The organism is Salinimicrobium profundisediminis (genome assembly GCF_026241755.1).
GTDB lineage: Bacteria > Bacteroidota > Bacteroidia > Flavobacteriales > Flavobacteriaceae > Salinimicrobium > Salinimicrobium profundisediminis.
This window is the reverse complement of record NZ_JAPJDA010000010.1, coordinates 23,729-36,932: the sequence shown is the minus strand read 5'-3', so window position 1 is coordinate 36,932 and position 13,204 is coordinate 23,729. Positions and strand designations below refer to the sequence as shown.

The 13,204-nt window shown below is 41.1% G+C and carries 7 protein-coding genes; 2 read left to right on the top strand and 5 right to left on the bottom strand.

The features are described from left to right. Positions 1-17: 17 nt before the first annotated feature. Both OQ279_RS07315 and OQ279_RS07310 read right to left on the bottom strand, forming a co-directional pair. The gene (locus OQ279_RS07315) at positions 18-2,018 is read right to left on the bottom strand and encodes a sialate O-acetylesterase (protein WP_266069212.1); all 2,001 of its coding nucleotides are present in this window, start codon (positions 2,016-2,018) and stop codon (positions 18-20) included. After that, complete coding sequence (locus OQ279_RS07310) at positions 1,969-3,090, bottom strand: glycoside hydrolase family 43 protein (RefSeq protein ID WP_266069211.1); 1,122 nt, start codon at positions 3,088-3,090, stop codon at positions 1,969-1,971. Before OQ279_RS07310 ends, OQ279_RS07315 begins: the two co-directional genes overlap by 50 nt. A 284-nt stretch (positions 3,091-3,374) precedes the next feature. Between OQ279_RS07310 and OQ279_RS07305 the strand changes: the two genes are divergently transcribed. Both OQ279_RS07305 and OQ279_RS07300 read left to right on the top strand, forming a co-directional pair. Then, the gene (locus OQ279_RS07305; RefSeq protein ID WP_266069210.1) at positions 3,375-6,446 is read left to right on the top strand and encodes a SusC/RagA family TonB-linked outer membrane protein; all 3,072 of its coding nucleotides are present in this window, start codon (positions 3,375-3,377) and stop codon (positions 6,444-6,446) included. Between the two features lie 10 nt (positions 6,447-6,456). After that, entirely contained in the window at positions 6,457-8,397 is a 1,941-nt protein-coding gene (locus OQ279_RS07300) for a RagB/SusD family nutrient uptake outer membrane protein (RefSeq protein WP_266069209.1), read from the top strand. Between the two features lie 274 nt (positions 8,398-8,671). Here the strand turns inward: OQ279_RS07300 and xylA are convergent, their stop codons facing one another. From xylA to xylE, 3 genes are read right to left on the bottom strand one after another with little or no spacing between them, the layout of a single operon-like run. Beyond that, positions 8,672-9,985, bottom strand: a complete 1,314-nt coding sequence (xylA, locus tag OQ279_RS07295) for a xylose isomerase (RefSeq protein WP_266069208.1) — start codon at positions 9,983-9,985, stop codon at positions 8,672-8,674. Between the two features lie 2 nt (positions 9,986-9,987). Beyond that, complete coding sequence (locus OQ279_RS07290) at positions 9,988-11,484, bottom strand: xylulokinase (protein ID WP_266069207.1); 1,497 nt, start codon at positions 11,482-11,484, stop codon at positions 9,988-9,990. A gap of 9 nt (positions 11,485-11,493) precedes the next feature. Further along, complete coding sequence (gene xylE / locus OQ279_RS07285) at positions 11,494-13,101, bottom strand: D-xylose transporter XylE (protein WP_266069206.1); 1,608 nt, start codon at positions 13,099-13,101, stop codon at positions 11,494-11,496. Positions 13,102-13,204: the final 103 nt, after the last annotated feature.

The following is a 13,204-nucleotide window of genomic DNA, read 5'->3' as shown; positions in this document are numbered from 1 at the left end:
TTGAGGATTGCTATATCTTATTGAGCAAACTCCCAGTCATCGGTTCTAAAAGGAGATGCAGGTAAACCATCTTTATTGTAGAGGTTTGCACCTTCCGGGTTATCTGCCCAGGCGTAACGGACTGCTACGGGATCTTTAATTTCGGGGTGATATACCACGATCTTATCTCCCCTGATTTCAGCCTGCGCCCATTTGAATTCTCGATCTTTTCCGGCAATGGAAAAATAGGACAGGGATTTGCCATTTTTGGATACCAGGCCATCTCCTACATTTTCAAAAGAGATCACTATAGAATCTCCTTCTTTTGAAAAGGACTTATATAAAGGACCTGCAGGAACTATATCTTCCCCATAAGCCACCTTTTTTGCCGCTCTTGCCAGTCTCTCTCCCACATCTTTTTTGTTTAAAGGGTGGATGTCATTCGACTCTCCCACATCTATGGCAACAGCCATTCCGGTGTGAGGTACAGTCAGGGTTTTTAACTGGGCATCTCTTAATCTCGCCCAGTGACTATCTGCCGGTTGATCTTTGGTTCCCATGAAGTTGGCGAGTTGAACATAAAGAAAAGGTAGATTTTCCTTATTCCATTTGTTTCTCCAGTCTTTAATGAGCGTAGTCATAAGAGCCTGATATTCTCCCGGGGTATCTGCATTGGATTCTCCCTGGTACCAAATCACCCCTTTTATGGAATAATCAATTAAAGGATTGATCATGGCATTGTACAGCCCAAGAGGTTTCCACCGGATGTAGGTTTGCCCCCGTAAACGTGGCATTTCGGCTCCAAGTTTAAACTTCCAGGTGCCGGTAAGGTCTATCTCTTCTTCTCCTGTAATGAGTTTGTATTCTTTCTCTTCTACAAAACCTCCACGTCCCCCTTCATTTATAATACGAATGCTAATGGTGTTCTCCCCGGCTTTTAATACACCTTCTGGAATTTCATAACGTCGTGGTGGATATTGATAGGTGGTATTGCCCACAAATTTTCCATTTACGAATACTGAATCCGCATCTACGATACGTCCTAATATGAGTTTAGCCGCTCCTTGAGCCTGGTCTTCCTTAAGATCAACTGTCTTTCTAAACCATACAACCCCATTTTTAGGACCAAGATCTGTTTCGGCCCAATAACCGGGAATATCCATAGTTTTCCAGGAAGAGTCGTCGAGATTTGCTGCTTTCCAGTTCTCTTTAAGGCCTACATCCTTCTTTTGGGTTTCGCTGTACCAATTTCTTATACGGGTTTGATCGGCAGTTGCAATGCTATCTCGTAGATCTTCACTTTGGAACCTGATCGCTTCCCTGTAATGCTCAGGGAATTCTTTTAGTGCATCTTCACTTATCCAGGCTTCCGCAGGAGAGCCTCCAAGTGCCGAGTTAATTATGCCAATGGGTATATTATATTCTTCGTAAAGGTCTTTGGCGAAGAAATAACCTACTGCAGATAATTTTTCAATAGTGTTTGAAGCAACCGGGATCCATTCCCCACCTTCAATATCTTCTTTGGCTTCATTGAAATTATAGGTTTTAGGGACTTCAAAATAGCGGATGGCTTCATTGGATGCTGTTGCAATTTCCTCTGGGTATAAAGGTGCAACGCGAGACATTGGGAGCTCCATATTTGATTGTCCCGAGGCAAGCCATACATCCCCAATATAAATATCTTTTAGCTGGATTGTATTGTTGCCTTTGATTTTCATTTCAAAAGGGCCTCCGGCTTTTAGATCGTCTAGTGAAATTGACCATTTCCCTTCGGAATCTGCAACTGTTTCGTATTCTTTGCCCAGGAATAAAATTGAAATGGGCTCCTGTTTAGAAGCCCATCCCCATATTTTTACTTCACTATTTCGCTGAAGAACCATTCCGTCATTAATGAGCCTGGGTAATTTTACCTGCCCAAAAACTGCAATGGAACAACTGCTGAAAATTAACAGCGCAAGAAAAGTTCTGAAAAATGTCATTTTTGGAAGGTTACTCTGCATTTTCATTGGCATAAGCGCTGATGGTTTCAATGCTTCCATCTTCATTATGTTTTAATTCTGCTACCTTCATACTTCTTAAGTAAGTCTTTCCGCCAGAAAGAGAACTGTCGTGATAGAACAAATACCATTTACCATTATATTCTACAATGGAGTGGTGGTTTGTCCATCCCAATACAGGCTCAAGGACCACACCCTGATAAGTGAAGGGGCCATAAGGGCTATCTCCTGTTGCATAAGCAATGTTATGAGTGTCTCCGGTTGAATAGGAGAAATAGTAGGTGTCATTATATTTATGAACCCATGCTGCTTCAAAGAATCTCCTTTCATTATCACCTGTGGTAAGTGGGTTACCTTCTTTATCAAGGATCTGTACATCACGTAGTTCTTCAGCAAATCCAAGCATATCATCACTCATACGGGCAATTTTTGGCATAAGAGCAGGTTCGTCATCTGCAGGATACACATCTTCTTCTCCCTGGTATTCATTATTGCGGTAGCGTTGTAGCTGTCCTCCCCAAATTCCACCAACATACATATAATAGGCTCCGTCAGTATCTTTATAAACTGCAGGATCTATACTATAGCTGTTTGCAATAGGTTCATCTTGTGGTTCAAACGGGCCGGCAGGGGAATCCCCAACAGCAACACCAATTCTAAAGATGTCATTTTCGTCTTTTGCAGGGAAATAGAGGTAGTATTTACCATCTTTTTCAGCAGCGTCTGGTGCCCACATTTGTCGGGAAGCCCATTTTACATCTTCCACATCTAACACTTTACCGTGATCTGTAACTTCGCCACCTACACTATCCATAGAATAAACGTGGTAGTCTTTCATGTTGAAATGAGCACCCGTATCATCTTCAGGTATTCCTGAATCCCAGTCATGGGAAGGATAAACATATATTTTGCCTTCGAATACGTGTGCAGAGGGATCGGCAGTATAATTATCTTTTACCAGTGGTTCTGAAGCAAATTCAGGAATGGTGTCATTGGTTTCCTCATTAATTTCTTCAACCTGCTGATTGTTATTTTCATTCTTACATCCCGTAAGTAATAAAACTGTGAATAGCGGATAAGCCAGTTTCTTGATTGTGGATAAATGTCTTTGCATTAGGAAAAATTTACTGTTTAATTAAAATTTTTGTTAAAGAAGCTTTATGCTAAAATAACAAAATAAAATCAATCGTATTCGTAAATTTTGAAGTTTATCAATTATCTGGTAAACAGGTAATTGAATATTTACAGGCGGGCATTATGACAGCGGGAAAGAAATTTAACTTATTTTTTACGCAACCGATTGCGTAAATTGATAAAATACGTATATTTATCCTTATGAAAGCTTAACAGCTAATTAACCAATATAATCGTTCTTAATTTTTTTTAAACTATGACAACATGAAGGAAGTATTACTATTAAAAGGAAAACGTTCCTGGAAAAGTCTATTACTAATATTAACAGTAATGATGACTTGTGCCGCAACCGCTCAAAACATAACGGTTTCGGGAACAGTAACAGATGAAGTAGGGCCTTTACCCGGGGTTACTGTTCTGCTTCAGGGAACCTCCCGGGGTGTAACAACCGACTTTGATGGAGAATATGTGATAGAGGATGTGCCATCTAACGGAGTGCTGGTGTATTCATATGTGGGGTTCGCCACCCAAATGGTCAATATTAATGGCCGCAACGAAATCGATATAGTTCTGCAGGAAGATACAGAAGCCCTGGAAGAGGTAGTTGTAATTGGATATGGAACTCAGCGTAGAGAGGCAGTAACCGGTTCTGTTTCCTCAATTGGCGGGGAAGAATTACGAGATATTCCTTCTGCTAATATTTCTGAAGCTTTACAGGGGAGACTTCCCGGGGTAGAGCTTGCACAAACTTCTTCCCAGCCTGGTGCTCCACAGCAAATTCGTATTCGGGGAACACGTTCATTAACTGCCAGCAATGATCCATTGATCGTGCTTAACGGTGTGCCTTTTGCAGGATCTCTAAATGACATAAACCCTAATGATATTCAAAGTATGGATATTCTTAAAGATGCTTCGGCAACAGCGATTTATGGATCCAGGGGTGCTAACGGGGTTGTGATCATTACAACTAATACCGGGAGACAGGGGCAGGCTGCGCAATTTAGCTATGATGCTTTTTATGGTGTGAAGACGGTGTTTGGGGAATATCCTATGATGAGTGGGCCTGAGTTGGTAGCCCTGCGTGAAGCTGCTAACCAATATGAAAATGGTGCAGATGAGATGGATGATGTAAATACCGACTGGCAGGACCTTATGTATGAAAACAGTCTTATTACCAATCATAACCTTGGTGTTTCTGGAGGTACAGAAAGCGGAAGCTATAATGCCAGTCTTGGTTACACTAAAGATGCAGCTGTTCTACCCGAACAGTACTTTGAGCGAATATCTTTTAATGGAACTCTTAGCCAGGAGATTGGAGATTACATAAAGGTTGGGTTTAGTACCAACAATAATTATTCGGTAAGAAACGGAATGAACCTGGGGATCTATGATGTTTTGGCTGCTTCCCCAATTGCCAGTCCATATAATGAAGATGGCTCTTTAAAAAGAGTAATAAGCCTGGCTGCAGATGATATGTGGGTACGTACCAGAAAAAGCATTGAAAACCTTGGCGATTCCTGGATAGATCAATCCAGAGAATTTGGAACCTTCAATAACTTTTTTGGAGAGCTTGAAATTCCTGGTGTTGAAGGGTTGAAATACAGAATTAACCTGGGTCTTAATTACAGGAGTACGCATGGTGGAAGCTATACCGGAGAAGGAGTTTTTAGTGTTTCAGAAAGTACACTTTCAAACGCTTCTATTAATAATTCCATTACTACCCGTTACTTAGTGGAAAATTTAGTGACCTATGACCGTACTTTTAACGATAGTCACAGAATAAACGTAGTAGGTCTATATTCTACAGAAGAAACTAAATTTAATAGTTCTAGTATTGCTGCCCTTGGAATTCCTACAGATCAGTTTCAGTTCTATAATTTAGGTCAGGCAACAGATGAGATCATTATAGATCCTGCTAATCAGGGCTACTACCGAAGCGGTTTAATGTCCTATATGGGTAGGATAATGTACGAGTATGAGAACAAGTACATGTTGTCTGCTACATTGCGTTCAGACGGTTCTTCCAGGCTTGCTGAAGGTCATAAATGGCATACCTACCCGGCAGTTTCTGTTGGTTGGAATCTTGGCAACGAAGCATTTATGGAAAATGTGGAATGGATGAACTCTCTTAAGATTCGTGCGGGTTATGGAGAAACTTCAAACCAGGCGGTAGATCCTTATTCCACTTTAGGGCTATTGGCCACAAGACCATATAATTTTGGACCCGATAATTATGCAGTGGGATATTATGTTTCTCAGCTTCCCAACCCTGAACTGGGATGGGAATACTCTACAACGTATAACTTTGGAGTAGACTTTTCATTACTTAATTATAGACTTACGGGTACTGCAGAATACTATATTACAAACACCAATGACATCCTTTACAATGTAGTACTTCCGGGTACTTCTGGGGTAGGAAGTTATACTGCCAACATTGGTGAGACCCAAAACAAGGGATTTGAACTTTCTCTTAATGGGGTAATTTTCGATAACCCCGATGGCTTTAGCTGGGAGGCAGGCCTTAACCTGTATTCTAATGAGAATGAGCTTGTGGCCCTTGCTTCAGGAACTTCTCAGGATGTAAGTAATAACTGGTTTGAAGGTCATCCTATTAATGTGATCTATGACTATGAGCGTATTGGGCTTTGGCAGGAAGATGATCCTTATCTGGATATATTGGAACCAGGAGGAAATGTTGGGATGATCAAGGTAAGGTATACCGGGGAATATGATGCCAATGGTGTACCGGTGAGGCAAATTGGTCCAGATGATAGAAAGGTAATTGATGTAAACCCCGATTTTCAGGGAGGTTTCAATACTCGTCTCGCCTACAAAAATTTCGATTTTACTGCAGTAGGTGCATTCCAGTCTGGAGGTGTACTTATTAGTACCCTGTATGGATCTTCAGGTTATTTGAATATGCTTAATGGTCGTCGCGGTAATGTGGATGTTGATTACTGGACACCAGAAAATACAGGAGCCAGGTATCCAAAACCGGGAGGAGTAACCAGTGGTGATAACCCAAAATATGGTTCTACACTGGGATATTTTGATGCTTCATATTTGAAGATACGTACTCTTACGCTGGGATATAATTTTGATAAAGAAACAATAGGTGATCTTGGATTTAAGGATCTTAGACTTTATGGTACTGTTCAGAATGCTTTTGTACTATTTTCACCTTATTATGATGAATCGGGAATGGATCCGGTGACCAACTCTTATGGAGATCAGAATTCAGCGGTAGCAGGTTACCCAAGCAGGCTTCTTACCATTGGGACAAACACTCCCGCTACGAGGAATTACCTATTAGGTGTGAACTTAACTTTTTAAAAAAATTATTATGAAAAATATTCGTTTAAAAACTTCTGTTATAACCACTCTTGTGTTGGCTATGCTTCTGGTTTCCTGTTCAGAAGATATTCTTGAAGAGACGCCAAGAAGCACTTATGAACCAGGTTTCTTTAAAACTGAAACCGGAGTGTTGGGAGGGTTGACCTCTATGTATGCTCATTTGAGATATATTTATGGACAGGCATATTACTATAATACTACTTTAACGGGTACAGATGAAGTAACTTATGCCCAGAGTGCAGATCAAAACTTCCTGGTAATGGATCTTTCGGGACAGGGGAATATTACTCCTGAAGATAGCCGGGCCGATGCAATTTGGAATATATCCTTTTCAAATATCAACACTGCTAACGGGGTCATCGAAAATGCCGAGGCAGTAGGAATATCTGATGAACTTACGGCCGAAGCAAGATTCTTTAGAGGGTTTGATTACTTTTTGCTGGTCCAGACCTTTGGAGGTGTGCCGTTAGACCTTGGAGCTGGAGAACTTACTTTCAATACCAACCCTACGAGAACATCTACAAGAAATACAGTTCCCGAAGTTTATACCAGGGCTATATTTCCCGATCTTCTTGGCGCAGTTGAAAACCTTCCTGAATTTCCCAGAGTTACCGGCGGAGCAACTAAAACTGTTGCCAGGTTGTATTTAGCTAAAGCTTATTTAACTTATGGATGGTGGTTAGAGAATCCAAATAATATTCCTACCTACCCCGAAACCAGCCGCACAGATCCCGACGGTCATGATGCGCAGTGGTATTTCCAGCAAGCTTATGACGTTGCAACAACAGCGATCAATAATCCCGGACCTTTTGGGCTTCAGCCTACCTACTATGACGTAAATAATGCTGAGAACGACAGGAATAGTGAGATCTTACTTTATGCAGATCATACTGAAACCAGTGAGTATTATAACGGAGCCAGTCTAACCTATAGTGGTGGTGGAGCTCCCGAAAATTTTGCTGGTTGGATGATGACCTGGAACTATACCGTTATTCGCAGCGCAAAAGACCCTAACTGGAGTGAAACCGTGAGTTCGGTACAAAGAGAAGATTCTCAGGATCTTGGTCGTCCATGGACCAGGATGGCACCAACTATTGGCGCTATTACTCAAACTTTTGCAGATAAAACCCAGGACTCCCGCTATGATGGAACTTTTACCACAACCTATCGTGGAAACTGGCCAAAAGGTGGGGTAGAGCAGGATGTGTTATATAATGCCAATGGACTTCCGGTGGAACCGGGAGACGCAATCCTGACTTTCCTGGACGAGCAGCCTGATGCTGCAATTGATTATCCTGATGGACAGGGAAAAAGTAACATTGGTGCAGGTGTGTTGCCGGGAAGATCAGATTTTGTTATAGGCCCGCAGGATATTAGTAGAAGAACCTATCCTGGACTATGGAAATTAGGTCCATACCGCACTAATACAGGAGATGGTCTTGGTCAACCAAATGCTGCCAGTACCAGGCCTTTTAACATCGCTAAATTCTCTGAACTATATTTTATTGCTGCTGAAGCTGCTGTAAAAGGCGCTAATGCTACAGGAATGTCTGCAAGAGAATTGATCAATGTGATTAGAGCAAGAGCAGGAGTTTGGAGATGGGATAATAATGCAGGAGAGCCTAAAATAGCAGATTTCAGCAACGAACTTATTTCTGAAACTCCGGCAGAAATAGATATTTACTACATCCTGGCAGAAAGGTCCAGAGAATATTTTGGGGAGGGATATCGCTGGTATGATCTTATTCGTACCCAAACATGGGAAGAATTGGCTTCAACCTACCGTATTGCGGGTAGTGATTATGGAGATCATAATGCTCAAACCATAAATCGGGATATTCAGCCATTCCACTACTTACGTCCCATCCCTCAAGGTCAAATTGACGCAATGGAAGGGGATACAGGAGTATACCAGAACCCGGGTTATTAAGAATAAATATTGAATATCAAAAGCTAAAGAGGCTGTCTGAAAAGACAGCCTTTTTTTGTTCGGGTTACACCGCAAAATTTCTTGTTTAAGAATGCTGAAAAATGATATATAAGCTGTATCATTTCTTACCAATTTTTCATTACAAAAGATTGTTTATAAATGCCCTTTTTGACAGGTAAGGAGATTTTGTAACCGCACAGTTTGTATAAAAAAAAGCCACCTGAAGAATGCTTCAGGCGGCTTAATAGTAAAACTTTGTTTGGTTGAAATTATTCTAGTAGGAATTAGCGATAATTTGTTCAAACAGCTCTTGTTTACCACTTATTTGCTGAGGTTCTCCTGCTTCACGGGCTATCTTGCTCAAATCTTCCAGAGAAAGTTCGCCGTTTTCGAATTTAGCTCCGTTTCCACTGTCAAAAGAGGAGTAGCGTTCTTTTCTAAGTTGTTTATACTTAGAGTTCTCCAGTATATTATTGGCGCAAATAAGGCCTCTCGCAAAAACATCCATTCCTGAAACGTGAGCAATGAATTTATCTTCCAGGTCGGTAGAATTACGTCTTACTTTAGCGTCAAAATTGATTCCTCCGCCCTGTATTCCGCCGCCTTCCAGGATAATAAGCATTGCCTGCGTGATTTCGTATAGATCAATTGGGAATTGGTCTGTATCCCAGCCGTTTTGATAATCACCCCTATTTGCATCGATGCTTCCTAACATTCCGGCATCAACAGCTACCTGCAACTCATGTTCAAAAGTATGTCCTGCAAGGGTTCCGTGATTTACCTCCAGGTTTAATTTGAAGTCATTTTCAAGGCCGTACTGTCTTATGAAACTCAGCGAAGTTGCAGCATCATAATCATACTGGTGCTTGGTAGGCTCCATCGGCTTTGGTTCTATAAAGAAATTTCCTTTAAAACCTTGTTTTCTGGCGTAATCTTTACAGGTGTTAAGGAATCTTCCCAAATGATCTAATTCTCTTTTCATATCGGTGTTAAGAAGGCTCATATAACCTTCACGGCCACCCCAGAATACATAATTCTCACCTCCAAGGGCCATAGTAGCATCTAGAGCGATCTTTGCCTGTGCACCGGCGTATGCCAACACATCAAAGTTTGGATTCGTAGCGGCACCATTCATATAGCGTGGATTGCTGAAGAGGTTTGAAGTACCCCATAACAATTTGATCCCGCTTTCTTGCTGCTTTTGCTTAGCATACTCTACCATGGTTTGTAGGCGTTTTTCGAACTCTGCAAGAGTTGGTGCTTCATCTACAACGTCTACATCGTGGAAACAGTAATAAGATGTTCCCAGCTTGGTCATGAATTCGAATGCCGCATCCATTTTGTCTTTTGCTCGGGTAATGGGATCGTTACTTTTATCCCATTCAAATGTTTCTGTCCCCGGCCCAAATGGATCACTTCCGGTGTTGTTAAAAGTGTGCCAGTAGGCAGTAGCAAATTTCAGGTGTTCCTTAAGTGTTTTACCTGCTACAACTTTATTTTCGTCATACCATTTAAAAGCAAGCGGATTGTCACTCTCCCTGCCTTCAAATTTGATTTTGTCAATGTTTTTGAAAAATTTTGATTCCATAATTACTCTTTTTCAGTTTTAATGTTGCTTTTCCATTTTCCGTAGATCTCTTCATACTGGCTGGAGAGTTCTTTTTGTGGTTCCAGGCACTCCAGGCGTTGAAGATTTTGAAACGCTTCTTTTAGATTTTTATAATATCCGAAGCCATAGGCTGCGCCACGTGCTGCACCCTCGGCTCCTGAAGTGTTATAGAGTTCGAGTTGTGCCTGGGTGGTGTTGCAAAAGATCTCCCTAAAAACAGGACTTAAGAAAAGGTTTCCTTTTCCGGCACGTACAATTTCACCAGATGTTCCAAGCGACTTCATAACATCGAACCCATAATTCATTGCGAATACAATTCCTTCACAGGCAGATCTTATCAGGTGGGCAGGTTGATGAATATTAAAATTGAGGTTTTCAATACCCGACTTTGCCTGTCGGTTATTGAAAATTCGTTCTACTCCATTTCCAAAAGGGTAAAAACGTAGATCTTCACTTCCGGGTTTTGCTTTTGCAGCTTCGGAATTAAGTACATCATATGAAATGAGCTCTCTGTCTCCCACCGACATTATTTTCCGAAGCCATTGATATAAAATTCCTGAGCCATTTATAATTCCCAGCAGGCCATTTCTCTTTTGATCTTGAGTATTACTCACATGAAGAAATGTATTGATACGATTTTGCTCGTCGTAAATGTCTTTATCTGTAACAGCGTATATTACTGCTGATGTTCCTGCCGTGGTGGCTATCTCTCCCGGATTAAGTACATTAAGTGAGAGGGCATTGTTTGGCTGATCGCCTGCGCGGTATGTGATTTTGACACTGCTGTCAAGCCCCAGTTGGTTTGCTACATCAGGATGAATGGTAGCCTGCTCCCCAAAAGTGGGAACAATTTCGGGCACCAATTCCCTTTCTAATCCCATTTTCTCAAGGATTTCGGTAGCCAGCCTGCCTTCGGGAAAATTCCAGAGTGCAGCTTCAGATAAGCCAGAAGAAGTTGTTTGAGGAATACCTGTAAGCTTTGCAGCTAAAAAATCTCCCGGTAACATCATGTATTTTGCCCTGGCATATACTCCCGGCTCATTCTGCTTGACCCAACTAAGTTTAGATGCAGTAAAATTTCCGGGACTTCCAAGGATCTGCTCATTGCAGTTCTTCTCACCTATAATCTTATATGCTTCATGACCTATTTCTGCAGCCCGGCTGTCACACCATATAATTGAGGGCCTTACGGGCTCAAGGTTTTCATCGGTAATTACAAGGCCATGCATTTGGTAAGCAATACCAATCCCTTTAATCTGCTTTAGGTCATAGTTATGCTTGTTGCTTATTTCATTTAGACCCTGCTTTAGATATTGCCACCAGCTGTTAGGATCCTGTTCGGCCCAACCAAACCTGGGAGCCTTCATTTCCATTTCAAAATCGGGTGCCGTAACAGAACATACGGTCTCACCTTTTTCTGCATTTAGTACAGATAGTTTTATTGAAGAACTACCTAAATCTATTCCTAAAAAGTGCATAAATATTCTTTATTTTTTCTTCATCCATAGTTCTTCCATATCTTCCAGGGTTCTTCCTTTAGTCTCTGGGACAAACTTCCAGATAAAGAGTAAAGAAAGAAGAGCCATCACTCCATATATCCAGTAAGAGAAGCCGTGATTGAAATGTTCTACAAGTGCCGAATTGTTATTCATCATAGGGAATGTCCAGGAAACAATAAGGTTGGCTAGCCATTGAATTGCTACTGCAACTGCCATTACCCCCCGAATTTTATTAGGGAAAATTTCTGAAAGTAGTACCCAGGTTACAGGTCCCCACGACATAGCGAATGCAGCAATGTAAAGAAGCATAAGAAGTAGTGCAGGTAAACCTTCAGTTTCTGTATACAGTGCAAAGCCAAGGCCTATCATAGCTACAGCCATAACCGCACTACCAATCATCATCAATTTTTTTCTTCCAAAATTATCCACAGTCATGATTGCCAGTACTGTGAAGAGCATATTAATTGCTCCCACGATAATGGTTTGGAGCATCGAAGCATCTGTTTCCATACCCATTCCCCTAAAGATTTCAGGGGCGTAGTATAGAACCACGTTGATACCTACAAACTGTTGGAATATGGAAAGAAGAATACCTATGATAACAACACCCCACCCAAAAGAAAGCCAATGCGATTTTGTGCGACTAAAAGAGGCTTTAATATCGGACAGGATTCGGGTGGCTGTTTCAGGCCCATTTAATTTGGTAAGTACTTTCATCGCATCTTCTTCATTCCCCTTCATGGTCTGGTACCTTGGAGTTTTAGGAACAAAGAACAGGAAGAGCAGGAAGAGTAAGGCAGGAATTGCTTCAGAAAGGAACATATATCTCCATCCGGTTTCATTGATCCACAATTCTGTTTGTCCACTTACAATAAAGTAGTTTACAAAATACACCACTAACATTCCTGTAACGATTGCGAACTGGTTAAAAGAAACGAGTTGGCCTCTTATATTAGCAGGTGCCATTTCGGCTATGTACATTGGGGCCAGCATACTTGCCAGTCCTACTCCTATACCTCCTATAATTCTATAGATGATAAAAGCAGTTAAGTCATTCCCGGGGAAGATATTCATGACCTCGGGGTAAGAAGAACCAAGTGCTGAAATTAAAAAGAGTAGGGCTGCAATGATCAATCCATTTCGCCTACCTATAGAATTAGCTACGTTGTCACCAAGTGAGGCTCCAATAATACAACCTACCAGGGCGCTACTCACCATAAACCCTAAAATAGAATTCCTGAGATTCTCGGTGAGAATGTTAGGAAGGGTTAGGAATTGAAAATAAAAGACCGCACCTCCAAAGATGAGGATTGCGGCAATAATGGTATAAGCTTTATTTTTCTGAAAGAACTTAAGAATAAAATCTGCAAACAAAAGACCTATGGCCAGAACGCATAAGCTTATTGTGATTTTAAACTGAAAAATAGTGTCTTCAGCAAATGAAGGGCTGTTCTCGAGGGAGGTGATAAAGAAATTTTCCAGAGCACCTACCGCTCCTGATATCACTGCAGTATCATAGCCAAATAAAAGGCCTCCTAAACTTGCTACTATGGTGATAAGATAAACGCTTGTTTTACTTGTGTGGGTTGTGGCCATCTTATTTTTGTATCTTATGGTTTAATTGACTACAAGTTTAAATATTAATTTTTAATTTAGCAATTATTAAATGCTAATATTAAAGTATTCTTAAAATTTTTGT

Coding starts and splice junctions, on each gene's coding strand:
- OQ279_RS07290 (WP_266069207.1), bottom strand. CDS start 11,484: ATGCACTTTTTAGGAATAGATTTAGGTAGTTCTTCAATAAAACTATCT.
- OQ279_RS07300 (WP_266069209.1), top strand. CDS start 6,457: ATGAAAAATATTCGTTTAAAAACTTCTGTTATAACCACTCTTGTGTTG.
- OQ279_RS07315 (WP_266069212.1), bottom strand. CDS start 2,018: ATGGAAGCATTGAAACCATCAGCGCTTATGCCAATGAAAATGCAGAGT.
- OQ279_RS07305 (WP_266069210.1), top strand. CDS start 3,375: ATGAAGGAAGTATTACTATTAAAAGGAAAACGTTCCTGGAAAAGTCTA.
- xylE (WP_266069206.1), bottom strand. CDS start 13,101: ATGGCCACAACCCACACAAGTAAAACAAGCGTTTATCTTATCACCATA.
- xylA (WP_266069208.1), bottom strand. CDS start 9,985: ATGGAATCAAAATTTTTCAAAAACATTGACAAAATCAAATTTGAAGGC.
- OQ279_RS07310 (WP_266069211.1), bottom strand. CDS start 3,090: ATGCAAAGACATTTATCCACAATCAAGAAACTGGCTTATCCGCTATTC.